The organism is Streptomyces sp. SID13666 (assembly GCF_010548325.1).
In the GTDB taxonomy this organism is placed as follows: domain Bacteria; phylum Actinomycetota; class Actinomycetes; order Streptomycetales; family Streptomycetaceae; genus Actinacidiphila; species Actinacidiphila fildesensis.
Genome location: NZ_JAAGLX010000031.1, coordinates 1 through 16696, shown reverse-complemented (window position 1 = coordinate 16696; position 16696 = coordinate 1). Strand labels below are relative to the sequence as shown.

Sequence of the window (16696 nt, the reverse complement as noted above, 5' to 3'; positions counted from 1 at the left end):
GTCCCGTGGTGATCAAGGTAGAGCGGGGAAATCCGACCCCGGAGGAGCTGGCCGCCGTCGTGGCACTGGTCCAGGCGCGGGCCGCCGCGACGTCGGGCAGCGCCGACGGCCCGCACCCGACGGAGCAGTGGGCCGACCCGGCCCACAACGTGCCCCGCCCTGTCCCCGGCCCGGGACCCGGCGCGTGGCGCACGTCCTTCTGGCCGCGCTGAACGAGCCGGCCCAGCCGCATCAGCGGAGCAAGCCGAACAAATAGTCATCTCCCGGCCCGCGCTTGAGTACCCGTACTCAGGCGCGGGCCTTTTCCCGGGCGCAACCTGGAAGACATGTTGTGGTCGGACCGCGACCGGCGCGACGAACCGCCGGAGGACATGCGGCAGGTGCAGGCGATGCTGCGGCGCGCGATGCTCGTGATCGCGCTGACCATTCCCCTGCTGATGCTGCTGGTCGGCTGGCACAGCTGACCGTCCGGCAGTGTCCCGCCCCGGCGCCGCAGCGGCCGCGGCCCGAATTACGATGGCCCGATGAGCACCCGTCGCCCTCTCGTCCTGGCCTCCGCATCCCCCGCCCGGCTCAACCTGCTGCGGCAGGCCGGACTCGATCCCCGGGTCGTGGTCAGCGGGGTCGACGAGGACGCGCTGACCGCCGCGAACCCGGCGGAGCTGGCGCGGGTGCTGGCCGAGGCGAAGGCGGCGGCGGTCGCGGCCGGCCTGACCGGCGGCGAGCTGGTGATCGGCTGCGACTCCGTACTGGACCTGGACGGCGAGGCGCTGGGCAAGCCGGCGGACGCCGCGGAGGCGACCGCCCGGTGGGTGTCGATGCGCGGCCGCTCCGGCGTACTGCGGACGGGTCACTGCGTCATCGACACCGCGAACGGCAAGCAGGTCTCGGCGACCGCGTCGACGACGGTGCGCTTCGGCTCGCCGGACGACGCCGAGATCGCCGCCTACGTCGCCAGCGGCGAGCCGCTGTACGTCGCGGGCGCGTTCACCCTGGACGGCCGCTCGGCCCCGTTCGTCGACGGGATCGACGGGGACCCGGGCAACGTCATCGGCCTGTCCCTGCCGACGCTGCGGCGGCTGCTGGGCGACCTGGACGTGCGGATCACCGACCTCTGGACGGCGTAGCCGCCGGTTTCCGCCCGCCCCTGCCCGTAACGTCCTAGGCTGCGGCCGGGGCGGTCGGCGGCGGGACCTCGTTGCCGTTGCTCCCGGCGGCGGGTGCGCTGTCCTCGGTGTCCGGGTACAGCAGCAGAGTGCCGACAAGGAGCGCCAGGACGACCATCATGAAGACGAAGGCGGCCCAGCCGACGAGGCCGACCACCAGCGCACCCAGCAGGCCGTGAACGACCGCGCACACGATGAGCAGGATCTGCCCGAACCGGCCGGGCGGGCGGCCACGCAGCGCTACCCGCGCCGGGATGAGGGCACAGCCGATGAGGAAGAGCCCGAACAGAGCACCACCGACCCAGGTGCCGATGGCCATGCCGTCGGAGTCGAGTCCCGCGACGGACATGTTCTGGTTGCGCACGGCGAGGCCGAGCACCACATGGATGAACGCGATGACGAACGCCTCAAGGACGAGCACTACAGCCGTGGTCGCGGCCAGACCTCTGCGCACCTTTCCCCCTTCAACCTGCAACCGTTACCCCGGGTATCACGCATCGCGAACGCTACTAACGGGTACGCCGCGCGGCAAGGTCCATGACCCCACCACCCTTTCGGGGTGGCGGACCAGCAAAGATTCCACCCCCTATTCGTGGAGAACCCACAAAGGATCCGGCATCCTGCCCTTGGTCACTCAGAGAGACATGGGCCACACCAAGGCCCTTGGGGCACCCGGACGAATGGGGTCGTACCGTGGATTTAGCAGGCACTCGGGCGCTCGACCGGCGCTCGAATCACCCTCCGTGTGGGCAAGCTCACCTGTAGGGGTGACTCGGCATGAAGTGTCGTCAGTAACTAAACTCGGCTTGTTTCAAGGAGGGAGCCATCGTGCGCAAGGTGCTCATCGCCAACCGCGGTGAAATTGCAGTCCGCGTCGCCCGCGCCTGCCGGGATGCCGGGATCGCCAGCGTAGCCATCTACGCAGACCCGGATCGGGACGCGCTGCATGTCCGCGCGGCCGACGAGGCCTACGCGTTGGGCGGTGACACGCCGGCGTCCAGCTATCTGGACTACGCCAAGGTGCTGGCCGCCGCAGCCGAATCAGGGGCGGACGCGATCCACCCCGGATACGGATTCCTGTCCGAGAACGCCGAGTTCGCCCAGGCGGTGCTGGACGCCGGGCTGACCTGGATCGGCCCGCCGCCGCAGGCGATCCGCGATCTCGGCGACAAGGTGGCGGCGCGTCATATCGCGCTGCGTGCCGGTGCCCCGCTCGTCGCGGGCACCCCGGACCCGGTCTCGGGTCCTGACGAGGTCGTCGCGTTCGCCCAGCAGCACGGCCTGCCGGTCGCCATCAAGGCCGCCTTCGGCGGTGGTGGGCGCGGTCTGAAGGTCGCGCGCACCATCGAGGAGATCCCGGAGCTGTTCGACTCAGCGGTCCGCGAGGCGGTCGCCGCCTTCGGTCGCGGCGAGTGCTTCGTCGAGCGCTACCTGGACCGCCCGCGGCACGTCGAGACGCAGTGCCTGGCCGACAGCCACGGCAACGTCGTGGTCGTCTCCACCCGTGACTGCTCGCTGCAGCGCCGCCACCAGAAGCTGGTGGAGGAGGCTCCGGCGCCGTTCCTGACCGATGAGCAGAACGCCGAGCTGTACCGGGCGTCCAAGGCCATCCTCAAGGAGGCCGGCTACATCGGCGCGGGCACCGTGGAGTTCCTGGTGGCCGTGGACGGCACGATCTCCTTCCTGGAGGTCAACACCCGTCTGCAGGTCGAGCACCCGGTCACCGAGGAGGTCTCCGGTATCGACCTGGTCCGGGAGATGTTCCGGATCGCGGACGGCGAGGAGCTCGGCTACGGCGACCCGGTGCTGCGGGGTCACTCGATCGAGTTCCGTATCAACGGCGAGGACCCGGGCCGCGGCTTCCTGCCCGCTCCCGGCACCGTCACCACCTTCCAGCCCCCGTCGGGCCCCGGTGTGCGGCTGGACGCGGGCGTCGAGTCCGGCTCGGTCATCGGCCCGGCCTGGGACTCGCTGCTCGCCAAGCTGATCGTGACCGGCGCGACGCGGCAGCAGGCGCTGCAGCGTGCGGCCCGTGCGCTGGCGGAGTTCCGCGTCGAGGGCATGGCCACGGCCATCCCGTTCCACCGCGCGGTCGTGGCCGACCCGGCGTTCGCCCCCGAGCTGGGCGGATCCACCGAGCCGTTCACCGTCCACACCCGGTGGATCGAGACGGAGTTCCAGAACACCATCACGGCGTTCGCGCCGGTCGGTGGCGAGGACGACGAGGCCCCGGCCCGCGAGACGGTGGTCGTCGAGGTCGGCGGCAAGCGCCTGGAGGTCTCCCTCCCGGCGTCGCTCGGTGTCGCGTCCATGCCGGTGGGCCTGAACAAGAAGGCGCCGCGCCGCGCCACCACCAAGAAGGCCGGTTCGGCCGCTTCCGGTGACTCCCTGGCATCCCCGATGCAGGGCACCATCGTCAAGGTCGCGGTCGAGGAGGGCCAGGAGGTCAACGAGGGCGACCTCGTCGTCGTCCTGGAGGCCATGAAGATGGAGCAGCCGCTCAACGCGCACCGCTCCGGCACCATCAAGGGCCTGACGGCCGAGGTCGGCTCCTCGGTCACCTCGGGCGCGCTGATCTGCGAGATCAAGGACTGATCTCCGGTCGGGTGAACTGACGATGCCGGGCGGGCCCGATCGGGCCCGCCCGGCATTTCGCTGTCCCGCACCCTCAGCGTTTCGAGGGCGCCCGTACGGCCAGGACGAGCAGCAGCGCCAGGCCGGTGAAGACGGCGGCCGCCGCGAAGGCCGCGGTGGCGCCCGCCGTGAAGACCTCCCCCGCGCCCCCGTCGGCGTGCCGGGCCGCGGTGCCGAAGACGGTGACGAGGATCGACAGGCCCAGGCTGCCGCCGATCTGCTGCATCGTCTGCAGCAGTCCGGACGCCGAACCGGCGTCACGCGGCTGGACGCCCGTCAGGATGAGGGTGTTGAGCGGCATCATCGTGAAGCCGACACCCACCCCGATGAGGGCCAGCGGCCCGAGCAGCGCGCCAACGTAGCCGGTGCCCGCGTCGAGCTGCGAGAGCCACAGCGTCCCGCTGAGCGAGAGCAGGGCGCCGGCCGACGCGACGCGCTTGGCGCCGAAGCGGGCCAGTGCGCGCGGGGCGGTGCGGGCGGCCACGAAGAGCGGGGCCGCCAGCGGGAGGAAGGCGAAGCCAGTGCGCAGCGGGCTGTACCCCAGTACGCCCTGCAGGAACTGGGTGGAGAAGTAGAAGACCCCGAACATGCCCGCCGGAATGAGCAGCATGCAGCCGTAGGCGAGGGCCCGGTTGCGGTCCGCGAACAGCCGCAGCACGACCAGCGGGCGCTCGGCCCGTACCTCGTTGAGCAGGAACGCGGCGAGCAGCGCGGCCGCCGCGGCGAAGGTGGTCAGCGCCCGGGTGTCGCTCCAGCCCTGGTCGGCGACGCGGATGAACGCGTAGACGAGCGAGGCCATGCCGAGGGTGCCGGTGAGCGCCCCGGCGACGTCGAACCGGCCGCCGGGGTGGCGGGCCGTCTCGGCGACATAGCGCGGGGCCAGCGCGGCGATGGCGAGCCCGACGGGGATGTTGATGAAGAACACCCAGCGCCAGGAGCCCCATTCGGTGAGCATCCCGCCGACGATCAGGCCGACGGCGGAGCCGGCGCCCGAGATCGCGGAGAACACGCTCAGCGCACGGTTGCGCTCGGTGCCCTCGGTGAAGGTGGTGGTCAGCAGGGCAAGCGTGCTGGGCGCGGCCAGTGCGGCGGCGGCGCCCTGGGCGCCGCGGGAGACGAGCAGCAGCGTCGCGTCGGTGGCGAATCCCCCGGCCACCGAGGCGGCGGTGAAGGCCAGCACCCCGATGATCAGGGCGCGGCGGCGGCCGATGAGGTCGCCGATCCGGCTGCCGAGCAGCAGCAGGCCGCCGAACGCGAGGATGTAGACGTTCAGGATCCAGGACATGCCGGTGGAGGAGAAGCCCAGGTCGGCGCCTATGCCCGGCAGGGCGACGTTCACCACGGTCGCATCCAGCAGCAGCATCAGCTGGGTGCCGACGATGGCGGAGAGAGCGAGTAACGGGTGGTGCCGCCGGGTCGGGGCGGGGGCGGCGACCGGAGCCGTGCTCAAGGATGTGGACATGATGAGTAGACCTCCAGAGAGGCAGAAGCGGAGGGTGCCTCCGTAAACTATACGGAGGACGCCTCCGGTTCTACAATGCCATTCTGGGATCCTGGAATTCCGGGATCGGACCTTGGGAGGCAGGTGGCGATGCGGGCAGACGCGCAGCGCAACTACGACCGGTTGCTGGCCGAGGCCCGACAGGCCTTCATCGTGCACGGCACCGACGCGTCGCTGGAGGACATCGCACGCCACGCGGGCGTCGGCATCGGCACCCTCTACCGGCACTTCCCCGACCGCTACGCGCTGATGAACGCGGTCTTCGAGCAAGAGGTCGAGCTGCTGACCGTGCGCGCGGACGAACTGCTGACGGCAGACTCACCGACCGACGCACTCGTCCGGTGGCTGCGGATGGTCGCCGTCCACTCCACCATGTACCGCGGGCTGGCGGCGGCCATCATGGCCGCGGGCGACGCGAAGATGACCGCGTGCAAGGCACCGCTGCGCGCGGCGGGCGGGGCACTGCTGGAGCGCGCCCAGCGGGCCGGTGAGGTACGTGCGGACGCGACCATCGCCGACCTGCTCAAGCTGACGAACGCCATCGTGCTGGTGGCCGAGAAGGACCCGGAGCGCCAGGCGATCTTCGACCGGCTGATGGACCTGACCCTGCACGGCCTGCGCGCCCCGGCAGGAGTCACCGCGCAGGCGTGATGCCGGAGCTCCCGTGACCAGGCCCTTCCCAACCCCCAGGCCGTTCCGCGACCCGGGCCTGCCACGGCCCGGGCCCAGGTCCGTCGGGATCCCTCCCCGCGGCGTCCCTAACGGCGCCGCAGGTCGGCGATCCTGGCTGCCTGCTGGTCGGCCGCGATCGGCGCCGCGCTGCGCAGCGGCGGCTGTCCCGGGTGCGGGTGCCTCCGGGGCGCGGGCATCGGCATCTCGCGGCGCGGCCGGCCGGCCGCGATGGCGTCGGCCCCCATCAGGGACGCGACGGCGACCTGCACTCCACGGTCCGCGAGGGCCTGGAGCTCGGTCGCGCTGCGGTCGTCACCGGGCGGCGGTTCGTCCGTCACCAGATGCGTGATCAGATCCGTGGGCACGGTCTGGAACATGGTGTCCGCGCCCAGTTTCGTGTGGTCGGCCAGCACGACGACCTCCGCCGCCGCCTGCACCAGCGCCCGGTCCACGCTCGCGGAGAGCATGTTGGACGTCGACAGACCGCGTTCCGCGGTCAGTCCGGCGCCGGACAGGAAGGCCCGCGACACCCGCAGTCCCTGGAGGGACTGTTCGGCGCCGCTGCCGACCAGGCCGTAGTTGGAGCCGCGCAGAGTGCCGCCGGTCATGACGACCTCGACCCGGTTCGCGTGTGCCAGCGCCTGCGCCACCAGTAGGGAGTTGGTGACGACGGTCAGTCCCGGGATCCGCGCGAGCCGGCGGGCCAGCTCCTGCGTGGTGGTCCCGGCGCCGACCACGATGGCCTCGCCCTCTTCGACGAGACTCGCCGCGAGATCGGCGATGGCCGTCTTCTCCGCGGTCGCTAGATGGGATTTCTGCGGAAAACCGGACTCCCTGGTGAAGCCACCCGGCAGAACCGCACCGCCATGCCGGCGGTCGAGCAGTCCTTCGGCCTCCAGAGCGCGCACGTCCCGCCGTACGGTCACTTCGGAGGTCTGGACGACACGGGCGAGCTCACGGAGCGAAACCGCTCCGTTGGCCCGCACCATTTCGAGGATCAATTGGCGACGTTCTGCAGCGAACACGGAACTGACAGTAACGCCAACGACCGTCTGCTTTCAGCACTTTGCGCCACTTAACCGAAGTCGTGCACAAAAGAGACCATCGGGTGGTAGAGCCTTTACGGCTCCACCACCCGGTTACCGTCCGGTCATCTCCCGGCCGCGACCGACACCCGCGAGCGGCGGCCAGGCCGTGGTCTAGAGCTCGCTCGCGGTCTTGCGGGTGTGCAGCTGGCGCGCCACCTCGGCGATCGAGCCCGACAGGGACGGGTACACGGTGAACGCGTTCGCGATCTGCTCGACGGTCAGGTTGTTGTCGACCGCGATCGAGATCGGGTGGATCAGCTCACTGGCCCGCGGCGACACGACGACACCCCCGACGACGATCCCGGTGCCGGGGCGGCAGAACAGCTTCACGAAGCCGTCCCTGATGCCCTGCATCTTGGCGCGCGGGTTCCGCAGGAGCGGCAGCTTGACACAGCGGGCGTCGATCCGGCCGCTGTCGACGTCGGCCTGGGTGTAGCCGACGGTGGCGATCTCCGGGTCGGTGAAGACGTTCGAGGAGACCGTCTTGAGGTTGAGCGGCGCGACCGCGTCGCCCAGGAAGTGGTACATCGCGATCCGGCCCTGCATGGCGGCGACCGAGGCGAGGGCGAAGACGCCGGTGACGTCACCGGCCGCGTACACGCCGGGCGCCGAGGTGCGGGAGACCTTGTCGGTCCAGATGTGGCCGGAGTCCTTGAGCTTGACGCCCGCCTCCTCCAGACCCATTCCGGTGGTGTTCGGGATGGCGCCCACCGCCATCAGGCAGTGCGAGCCGGTGATGACCCGGCCGTCCGCCAGGGTGACCTCCACCCGGTCGCCGACCCGTCCCTCCTCGCCCGCCTTCGGCGAGGAGGGTCCCTGTGTCGTAGCAGGTCCGGGAACACGCTTGGCGCTCGTGGCGCGCGAGCGCGCCATCACGTTCATGCCGCGGCGCCGGAAGACGTCCTCCAGCACGGCGGCGGCGTCCGGGTCCTCGCCCGGCAGCACGCGGTCGCGCGAAGAGACAAGCGTCACCTTCGAGCCGAGCGCCTGGTACGCGCCGGCGAACTCCGCGCCGGTCACACCGGAGCCCACCACGATGAGCTCCTCGGGGAGCTCGTCGAGGTCGTAGACCTGCGTCCAGTTCAGGATCCGCTCGCCGTCCGGCAGTGCGTCCGCCAGCTCGCGCGGGCGGGCGCCGGTCGCGATGAGCACCGCGTCGGCCGTCAGCGTCTCCGACGTGCCGTCCGCCGCCTCGACGACGACACACCGGGTGCCACCTGCGGTCTGGCAGCCCTCCAGCCGGCCGCGACCGCGCATCACCCGTGCGCCCGCACGGGTGACGGAGGCGGTGATGTCGTGCGACTGGGCGAGCGCCAGCCGCTTCACCCGCCGGTTCACCTTGCCCAGGTCCACGCCCACCACACGCGCCGCCTGCTCCAGCGGCGGGGTGTCGTCCGCGACGATGATGCCCAGCTCTTCGTACGAGGAGTCGAAGGTGGTCATCACCTCGGCGGTGGCAATCAAAGTCTTCGACGGGACGCAGTCGGTGAGTACCGACGCCCCGCCCAGACCGTCGCAGTCGACGACGGTCACCTCCGCGCCGAGCTGCGAGGCAACGAGCGCTGCCTCATATCCGCCGGGTCCGCCGCCAATGATCACGATCCGAGTCACGTACCCCATTGTCCCGCACGCGCCAAGCGTTCACTTACAGGGGGCTCACCTCCCTCCCGTACTCTCGTCCTCATGTCGCTCTACGCCGCCTACGCAGGCAACCTCGACGCGCGGCTCATGACCCGCCGCGCCCCCCACTCCCCGTTGCGCGGGACCGGCTGGCTGGACGGCTGGCGGCTCACCTTCGGCGGTGAGCAGATGGGCTGGGAAGGTGCCCTGGCGACCCTGGTGGAGGACCCGCTGCGGCAGGTCTTCGTGGGGCTGTACGACATCGCGCCGATCGACGAGGAGTCGATGGACCGCTGGGAGGGCGTACCGCTCAGCATCTACCGGCGTACGACCGTGCGGGTGCACACGCTGGACGGCGAGGTCGCCGCCTGGACGTATGTGCTGAACGACTACGAGGGCGGCCTGCCGAACGCCCGCTACCTCGGTGAGATCGCGGACGCCGCGGAATCGTGCGGCGCGCCCCACGACTACGTGATGGAGCTGCGCAAGCGCCCCTGCTGAACCGCCGGCACCATGGCCCGTCACCCGTCCCGGCGGTGTCCTAACCTCCCGCCGGCACGGTCGTCAATCAGCGGATCATCCGAAATCCCGGGGACGCTCCGCTGGGACGTCTACGCGCGTAGGCCGGAACCGGATACCCTCGTGCGCGTGAACGCTTCTGTTAACCCCGACCCGTACGGCGCCGCCGATGCCGCCGCCGCCCGCCTGCGCGAGCTCACCGGCGCCGAGACCCATGACGTCGCCCTCGTCATGGGCTCGGGCTGGGTCCCCGCCGCCGACCAGCTCGGCACCGCCGACGCCGAATTCCCGATCACCGAGCTCCCCGGCTTCCCGCCCCCCGCAGTGGCCGGCCACTCGGGCAAGGTCCGCTCGGTCACGATCGGCGGCGTCCGCGCCCTGGTCTTCCTCGGCCGCAACCACCTCTACGAGGGCCGCGGTGTCGCCACCGTCGTGCACGGTGTCCGCACCGCCGTCGCCGCGGGCTGCAAGACCGTCGTCCTCACCAACGGCTGCGGCGGGCTGCGCCCGCACTTCCGCCCCGGCCAGCCGGTCCTGATCAGCGACCACATCAACATGACGGCGACCTCGCCGATCGTGGGCGCCAACTTCGTGGACCTCACCGACCTGTACTCCCCGCGGCTGCGCGCGCTGTGCAAGGAGGTGGACCCCACCCTGGAGGAGGGCGTCTACGTCCAGCTGCCCGGCCCGCACTACGAGACCCCGGCGGAGATCGGCATGGTCCGCGCCATCGGCGGTGACCTCGTCGGCATGTCCACCACGCTGGAGGCCATCGCCGCCCGCGAGGCCGGCGCGGAGGTGCTCGGCATCTCCCTCGTCACCAACCTGGCGGCGGGCATGACCGGCGCGCCGCTCAACCACGAAGAAGTCCTCGAGGCCGGCCGCGAGTCCGCCACGCGGATGGGCAGCCTGCTGGGCCAGGTCCTCGGCCGCCTCTAGGTCGTGCCGGCCCGAACGGGTCGATGCCCCTGACCGCCGGGCAGGCTTGCACCACAGGCCTGCCCGGCGGCACCTCCCGGACCCCGTCCGCGGCAGCATCCGTACGCACCTCCCCCCGATCAGGAGCTCTTATGGGAACCGACAGGATTCAGCTCACGCACGCCGCGCGCACCTGGCTCGGCGAGGACCCGGACCCGGACACCCGGGCGGAGCTGGAGGCGCTCCTGACGGCGGTGGAGGCCGGTGACGAGGCAGCTGCGGCCGGACTGGAGGAGCGGTTCTCCGGGACGCTCCAGTTCGGCACGGCCGGGCTGCGCGGCGAGGTCGGGGCCGGCCCGATGCGGATGAACCGTTCGGTGGTGATCCGGGCGGCCGCGGGCCTCGCGGGCTATCTGAAGGCGCAGGGGCAGACCGGCGGCCTCGTCGTCATCGGCTACGACGCGCGCCACAAGTCGTACGACTTCGCGCGCGACACGGCGGCCGTGATGACCGGCGCGGGCCTGCGGGCGGCGCTGCTGCCCCGCCCGCTGCCCACGCCTGTCCTGGCCTTCGCCATAAGGCACCTCGGCTCGGTGGCCGGCGTCATGGTGACCGCGAGCCACAACCCGCCGCAGGACAACGGCTACAAGGTCTACCTCGGCGACGGTTCCCAGATCGTGCCGCCCGCCGACGCGGAGATCGCCGACCAGATCGCGGCGGTCGGGTCGCTCGCCGACGTACCGCTGGCCGCGGACGGCTGGGAGGTCCTCGGTGACGACGTCATCGACGCGTACCTGACCCGGGCGGCCGGCGTCGTGGCACCGGGCGGACCGCGTGACGTGTCCGTCGTCTACACACCGCTGCACGGCGTGGGCCGCGAGGTCCTGATGGCGGCCTTCGCGCGCGCCGGCTTCCCTGCGCCGACCCCGGTCACCGAGCAGGCGGAGCCCGACCCGGACTTCCCGACCGTGGCCTTCCCCAACCCGGAGGAGCCGGGGGCGATGGACCTGTCCTTCAAGGCCGCGCAGTCCCTCGGCCCGGACATCGTCATCGCCAACGACCCGGACGCCGACCGCTGCGCCGTCGCCGTCCCCGACCGCTCCTCGGCGTCCGGCTGGCGGATGCTGCGCGGCGACGAGGTCGGCGCACTGCTCGCCATCCACCTGGTGAACAAGCACGCGACGGGCACCTTCGCCGCCTCCATCGTGTCGTCCTCGCTGCTCTCCAAGATCGCCGCCGCGGCCGGCGTGCCCTACGAGGACACCCTCACCGGCTTCAAGTGGATCGCCCGCGTCGACGGCCTGCGCTACGGCTACGAGGAGGCGCTCGGCTACTGCGTCGACCCCGGCGGCGTGCGCGACAAGGACGGCATCACCGCCGCCCTGCTCATCGCCGAGCTGGCCGCGTCCCTCAAGGAACACGGCCGCACCCTCGACGACCTCCTGGACGACCTGGCCCTCGACCACGGCCTGCACGCCACCGACCAGCTCTCCGCGCGCGTCGCCGACCTCTCCCTCATCGCGGACGCCATGACGCGGCTGCGCGAGAAGCCCCCGACGGTCCTCGCGGGCCTCACCGTCGCCACCGCCGAGGACCTCGCCGAGGGCAGCGAGCAGCTCCCGCCCACCGACGGCCTCCGCTACACCCTGGCCGGCGACACGGCCTCCGGTGTCGGGTCGGCACGGGTGATCGTGCGCCCGAGCGGCACCGAGCCCAAGATCAAGTGCTACCTCGAGGTCGTCGTCCCCGTCACCACCCTCACCGCGGCCCGCACCACCGCGGACACGGTCCTGGCCGCCCTCAAGAAGGACCTGGCGGCGGCCGCCGGCATCTGAGGGTCAGCCGAAGCGGCCGTTGACGTAGTCGGTGGTGCGCGGGTCCTGCGGGTCGCTGAACATGGCGTCCGTCGGACCGTGCTCCACGATGACGCCCGGCGTGCCCTGCTCGGCGAGGAAGAACGCGCAGGAGTCCGACACCCGCGCGGCCTGCTGCATGTTGTGGGTGACGATCACGATGGTGACCTCGGACGAGAGGTCCGCGATCGTCTCCTCGATGCGGCGGGTCGACGTGGGGTCGAGCGCCGAGCACGGCTCGTCCATCAACAGCACCCGCGGCCGCACCGCCAACGACCGCGCGATGCACAACCGCTGCTGCTGCCCCCCGGACAGCGCGCCACCGGGCTGCCGCAGCCGGTCCTTGACCTCGTTCCAGAGCCCGGCCCGCGTCAGACACTCCTCGACCAGATCGTCCCGCCCGGCCCGGGTGGACTTGATCCCGCCGAGCTTCAGCCCGGCGAGCACGTTGTCGTAGAGCGACATCGCGGGAAACGGGTTCGGCTTCTGGAACACCATCCCGATCTGCCGGCGAGCACTGGTGATGCGGCGCCCCCGGTCGTAGATGTCCTCCCCGTCGAGCAGCACCTGCCCGGCGAGCGAGGCGGACCCGATCAGCTCGTGCATCCGGTTCAGCACCCGCAGGAACGTCGACTTGCCACAGCCGGAGGGCCCGATGAGGGCGGTGACCTGGCGCGCGGGCATGGTCAGCGAGACCCGGTCCAGGACCTTGTGATCGCCGAACCAGGCGGAAACAGCATCGGCCCGCAGCGTGGCGGCGCCCGTCGCGCTGAGAACCGGAAGTACCTCGGTATCGGTCATGGTGCAGATCTCCGTTCTCAGAGCAGATTGGGAAGCAGACAGGTCGCGGCCCCGGACGCGGCGACCCCGAGCGCGGTGAGCACCGGAACGGCGGTGATCCAGGTCTGCCACCGCCCCCAGCGTCGATGCGTCCACACGGTGAGCAGCGCGGCCGCCAGCAGCGCCTGCGACCACAGATAGACCGACAACCAGGCACCGCTCTCGGTCCCGAGCGGCTTCTCGGCGGCATCGATCCACCCCGCCCGGCGCGGCCGGGGCGGACTCGGCTGTGTCTCCGACACCAGATCCGCATCCACCCGAACGACCCCCGACGGCGTATAGGCCCCGCCGGTCGCGGTGACCAACGTCAGCCGCCCCTTGTTCGTACCGAGAACCGCGGGCAGCGGATCGCCGTCCCTGCGGATCCCCGTGACCCGGTACTCAGCGGTGGACTGACCGGTCGTCACCTTGATCACAGCGCCCACCGGCAGCCGGGCAACATCGTTGAACGGCCCCCCGTACCCCCACGCCCGCCCCAAGATCTGACTGGCGCCCGCCTGCCCGGGAAACGGCGTATCCCGCCGGTGCCCCGGCCCGGACCGCAGCACACCCGACGTGGTCCCCTCGAAGACCACCTGCTTCAGCCCGAGCGCCGGAATCCGCAACAACGCCATGGGCGCGCCCGCTTCCAACGGTTTACCGTCGAACGTCGTCTGTCCCACCGGCGCGGTACCCATGGCGAGTTCGGCGCGCAGATCGTCGTACGCGGTGCGCTGGTCGCGCGCATGCTGCAGATGTCCCACGATCGTCAGGTTCGCGGCGAAGCCGAGCAGCAACGCCGCAAGAACACACAGCGCGGCACCCACCAGCGCGATACCGGGCGCGGCCGGCCGTTCGACGACGGGCTCGGGGGACCGGATGGCGGGCGGGGCGGGTGGGGCGAGCACGGTCACGGGGATGCGCTCCAAGTCGTTGAGAGAGGACCTGAGGGGCGGCCCTGAACGGCCACCGACGGAGACCGGCGGCTTGAACGGAAGGGGGACGGGTCCGCAGGGGTGGGGTTTCGAAATGCTGCCGAGCTATTTGCGGGCCGCCAGGCCCGTAAATAGTCGATTTCGAAGCCCCACCCCGGAGGGCCCGGCCCCCGACCCCGACGGCCAGCGGCAAGGTGTCAGCGATGCCGCGGCGCACCGAACGTCAACAACCCACTCCGCCGCGCATGCCGCACGAACACGACACCCGCCACAGCCAGCACACCCGCGGCCACCCCCAACGGCAGCCCCACCCCGGCACCGGTATGCGCAAGGCTCCCGTTGCCACCCGTCGACCCGCCGCCGGAACTACCCGCACCACCGGACCCCCCGCCCGCACCCCCGTCACCAGAAGTACCTCCGGACGTCGGGTCGCTTGTGGTCGCCGTAGGCGTCTCCGTCGCCGTCGGCGACCCCGTTTCACTCGCCGTAGGCGACCCCGTAGGGGTCGGAGACCCCGTATCCGTCGGTGACGGCGACTGCGTCGCCGCCGTGATCGTGTACGTCACCACCGCCGACGTCGACGCCACGAACGCCGCCGGATCCGCCGGCGTGAACCGCGCCGTCAGGTCATGCGCCCCAGCAACGAGCGCGGACGTCTTCACCGTGGCCTGCCCGGAGACCACGTCCGCCTCCCCCAACGCCGTCGCTCCGTCGAAGAACGCGAGCTTGCCGACGGCCCCCGCCGGGTCGACGGCGCCCGTCAGCGTCACCTCGGCGCCCGCGGCGGCGGTGCCCGCCGGGCTCGCCGTCAGGGTGGTGGCGGTGGGCACGGCCTGGGACTTCACCGTCCAGGTGTCACCGGTGCTGGTGATGGTGGTGGAGAAGGCGGCGGGCGCCGCGTCCCCGGTGCCGTTCCAGCACGTGACGCGCAGCTCGTGGTCCCCGTCGGCGACCGGCGCGCCGATGACGTCCGCCAGCGTTCCGCCGATCGCGTCGTAGGTGAGGGTGAACGGCCCGGTGTCGAACCCACCGGACTCCCGGGCGCCGGGGATGGTCACGGCGGAGCCGTCCGGCATGACGAACTGGAGGGCCGCCGACGCGCCGAAGCCCGCCGGGCAGCCCGCGGACGTCCGCAGGGACGTCAGGAACGGGTCGGCGGTGAGGTCACCGCCGGCGGGCGTCGGCGCGAACGTCCCGGCGCTAGCAGCGGACCCGCTCGCAGCGGCTCCGGCGTGCGCCGGCGCGGCCGCGCCGAACAGGGCGGCCGCGGCCGCGAGGAGGACCGCCGCCAGGGCGAACAAGACGGCCGGGACTTTCCGTGGTGCGATGACGATCATGGTGGCGATCCCCCCAAGGGATGTACCGCGGTCAGGACGGAAGCCGGGCGCCTGAGAGGCGCCCGGCCGTCGAACGAGGTGTCAGATCAGCTCCGGCACAAGGTCACTTCTCGCCCTTGACCGTGGTCGAGCCGCACGACGCGCCCAGCGAGCCGAAGCCGTAGTTCTGGATGACGGTGGTCTGGGCGCAGACCTTCGACGTCGTGCCGACGAAGGTGGAGGAGATGAGCGCGTCCGTCAGCTTCGCGGTCGGGACGACGTTGTAGACGTCGCGCACGATCGGGAAGGAGGTGTTCAGGACGCCGCCGGTGGTCGGAGCCACGCCGTTGACGTTGCGCAGCACGGACGAACCACGACGGTTCGGCACGTTCGGCAGGCTCTTGCCCTGCGCGATGTACTGGGCGATCGAGTACGGCATGATCTGGCTGTTGTTGGTAAGGGCCAGGCCGTTGTTCTCCTGGATCGTGCCGTTGACGCACGAGCCGATCGTGGCGTCGGTCAGGCCGAGGGTGTTCAGCCAGAACTTCCGCGTGCCGGAACCGGTCTGCGGCAGCAGCGGCTGGATCGTCACGCCGTTGAGCGACGTCAGCGTGCACTTGTAGATATCGGTCAGCTGGGTCTTGGTGAGGTTCGTCGGCAGTGCGCTGAAGGAGCGCGTGGCGTAGGTGACGCCGTCCTTCGCGAACGGGATGAAGGTCAGGTCCGTGGTGCTGGTGTCCGACGGGCCGCTCGACGAGCGCGCGAAGTCGAGGCAGCCGGTGCTGTTGTCCACGGCGTTGTTCAGGGCGGCGATACCGGCCCCGGAACCGTCGGGGCGGGCGAGGGTGTCACAGCCCACCGCACGCGTCTTGATGGGGGACGTTCCGGTCGCGTCGTAAGAGGCGATGATCTTGCCGCTCGCGTTCGTGACGACGTCGCCGAGACCGTTCACCACGTCCTGGGTGGTGTCGGAACCGACCCCGGCGAGCTGCCGGTACTCGCCGGCCGGCGGGTTGGCCGCGGCGGGGATGGCCATGGCGGCGAGGCTGATGGCGGCAGTCGCGGTGATGAAGCCGATACGAGCGCGGGACTTGACGTTCACTTCTGTTCTCCTCCGAATAAACGGATACCGAATGGACGTGCAAGCAAAATCCGGACTTTCGTGCTGCCGACCCGTCGGCCGGCCACCGCAAACAATTCCCGAATTACGTTGCGGTGGCCACCAATTGGGGCGGATGAAAAGGTTACGGGAGGGTTTCCAAGGCACCCCTTAGGAGATTCGCCACAGCGAATGCGACTGCTGGTATCCCCTTCAGGCACCACGAGTCCCCCGGCATGCAATGGCCCCCCTCAGGACCGCCGGCGCCACACCCCCCACTGGAGCATCGCCGGGCCGGCCAGCGCCGAGCCGCCGCCCGCGACGAGGACCGCCAGCAGCACCCAGCGGATGGCGCCGAGCACCGCGCCCGGCGTGGAGCCGGTGGCGCGGACGACGTTCTGCTTCTGCGGATCGATGTGCTGGGCGCGGTTCACGGGCGGGGTGGCGGACGCCGGTGGCCCGCCGGACGTGCCGGCGGTGCCGCCGCCGGGACCGCCGGTCGTCGCGCCGCCGCCGGTGCCGGACGAGGTCCCGTCCGTGCCGCCCGCGGATCCCG

Annotated in this window: 16 protein-coding genes and 1 pseudogene; 8 read left to right on the top strand and 9 right to left on the bottom strand. The window is 71.3% G+C overall.

Annotated elements, in window-relative coordinates:
* The first annotated feature begins 8 nt into the window (after positions 1 to 8).
* The 3 genes from G3I60_RS30480 to G3I60_RS30475 all read left to right on the top strand — a co-directional run bounded on the left by G3I60_RS30480 (position 9) and on the right by G3I60_RS30475 (position 1127).
* Positions 9 to 212: an acyl-CoA carboxylase subunit epsilon gene (locus G3I60_RS30480; RefSeq protein ID WP_138352274.1), complete on the top strand. Its 204-nt coding sequence runs from the start codon at positions 9 to 11 to the stop codon at positions 210 to 212.
* Between the two features lie 114 nt (positions 213 to 326).
* On the top strand, positions 327 to 464 hold the full coding sequence (gene mmpB, locus G3I60_RS44720; RefSeq protein ID WP_187144992.1) for a morphogenic membrane protein MmpB: 138 nt from the start codon (positions 327 to 329) through the stop codon (positions 462 to 464).
* Positions 465 to 524: 60 nt separating this feature from the next.
* The gene (locus G3I60_RS30475) at positions 525 to 1127 is read left to right on the top strand and encodes a nucleoside triphosphate pyrophosphatase (RefSeq protein ID WP_138352185.1); all 603 of its coding nucleotides are present in this window, start codon (positions 525 to 527) and stop codon (positions 1125 to 1127) included.
* 34 nt (positions 1128 to 1161) lie between these two features.
* On the opposite strand, the gene G3I60_RS30470 is transcribed toward G3I60_RS30475, so the two are convergent.
* Positions 1162 to 1620, bottom strand: a complete 459-nt coding sequence (locus tag G3I60_RS30470) for a hypothetical protein (RefSeq protein ID WP_138352186.1) — start codon at positions 1618 to 1620, stop codon at positions 1162 to 1164.
* A 374-nt stretch (positions 1621 to 1994) separates the two neighbouring features.
* Here G3I60_RS30470 and G3I60_RS30465 point away from each other — a divergent pair, with 374 nt between their 5' ends.
* On the top strand, positions 1995 to 3761 hold the full coding sequence (locus G3I60_RS30465; protein WP_164294915.1) for a biotin carboxylase N-terminal domain-containing protein: 1767 nt from the start codon (positions 1995 to 1997) through the stop codon (positions 3759 to 3761).
* Positions 3762 to 3834: 73 nt separating this feature from the next.
* On the opposite strand, the gene G3I60_RS30460 is transcribed toward G3I60_RS30465, so the two are convergent.
* Positions 3835 to 5262: an MFS transporter gene (locus G3I60_RS30460; RefSeq protein ID WP_164608010.1), complete on the bottom strand. Its 1428-nt coding sequence runs from the start codon at positions 5260 to 5262 to the stop codon at positions 3835 to 3837.
* A gap of 129 nt (positions 5263 to 5391) precedes the next feature.
* On the opposite strand from G3I60_RS30460, the gene G3I60_RS30455 reads away from it, so the two are divergent.
* A complete protein-coding gene (locus tag G3I60_RS30455) occupies positions 5392 to 5952 on the top strand; it encodes a TetR/AcrR family transcriptional regulator (protein WP_138352189.1) in 561 nt (186 codons plus the stop codon).
* A 107-nt stretch (positions 5953 to 6059) separates the two neighbouring features.
* Here the strand turns inward: G3I60_RS30455 and G3I60_RS30450 are convergent, their stop codons facing one another.
* Positions 6060 to 6998, bottom strand: coding sequence for a DeoR/GlpR family DNA-binding transcription regulator (locus G3I60_RS30450; protein WP_138352190.1), 939 nt, complete (start codon positions 6996 to 6998; stop codon positions 6060 to 6062).
* Between the two features lie 174 nt (positions 6999 to 7172).
* Positions 7173 to 8681 (bottom strand): NAD(P)H-quinone dehydrogenase, encoded by a 1509-nt coding sequence (locus G3I60_RS30445; protein ID WP_138352191.1) that lies wholly within the window; start codon positions 8679 to 8681, stop codon positions 7173 to 7175.
* Positions 8682 to 8744: 63 nt separating this feature from the next.
* Between G3I60_RS30445 and G3I60_RS30440 the strand changes: the two genes are divergently transcribed.
* From G3I60_RS30440 to G3I60_RS30430, 3 genes are all read left to right on the top strand, one after another.
* Positions 8745 to 9182, top strand: coding sequence for a gamma-glutamylcyclotransferase (locus G3I60_RS30440; protein ID WP_138352192.1), 438 nt, complete (start codon positions 8745 to 8747; stop codon positions 9180 to 9182).
* Positions 9183 to 9329: 147 nt separating this feature from the next.
* Positions 9330 to 10139 (top strand): purine-nucleoside phosphorylase, encoded by an 810-nt coding sequence (locus G3I60_RS30435; protein ID WP_138352193.1) that lies wholly within the window; start codon positions 9330 to 9332, stop codon positions 10137 to 10139.
* A 131-nt stretch (positions 10140 to 10270) separates the two neighbouring features.
* A complete protein-coding gene (locus tag G3I60_RS30430) occupies positions 10271 to 11953 on the top strand; it encodes a phospho-sugar mutase (protein WP_138352194.1) in 1683 nt (560 codons plus the stop codon).
* Between the two features lie 3 nt (positions 11954 to 11956).
* On the opposite strand, the gene G3I60_RS30425 is transcribed toward G3I60_RS30430, so the two are convergent.
* The 5 genes and pseudogenes from G3I60_RS30425 to G3I60_RS30405 form a co-directional block, all read right to left on the bottom strand.
* Positions 11957 to 12772, bottom strand: coding sequence for a phosphate ABC transporter ATP-binding protein (locus G3I60_RS30425; protein ID WP_164294917.1), 816 nt, complete (start codon positions 12770 to 12772; stop codon positions 11957 to 11959).
* Between the two features lie 17 nt (positions 12773 to 12789).
* On the bottom strand, positions 12790 to 13617 hold the full coding sequence (locus G3I60_RS30420) for a sortase (protein ID WP_164294918.1): 828 nt from the start codon (positions 13615 to 13617) through the stop codon (positions 12790 to 12792).
* 305 nt (positions 13618 to 13922) lie between these two features.
* On the bottom strand, positions 13923 to 15062 hold the full coding sequence (locus G3I60_RS30415; RefSeq protein ID WP_164294919.1) for an Ig-like domain-containing protein: 1140 nt from the start codon (positions 15060 to 15062) through the stop codon (positions 13923 to 13925).
* Between the two features lie 103 nt (positions 15063 to 15165).
* Positions 15166 to 16143: a substrate-binding domain-containing protein gene (locus tag G3I60_RS30410; protein ID WP_198357044.1), complete on the bottom strand. Its 978-nt coding sequence runs from the start codon at positions 16141 to 16143 to the stop codon at positions 15166 to 15168.
* Positions 16144 to 16391: 248 nt separating this feature from the next.
* A pseudogene (locus tag G3I60_RS30405) lies at positions 16392 to 16696 on the bottom strand (peptidase); the annotation flags it as partial.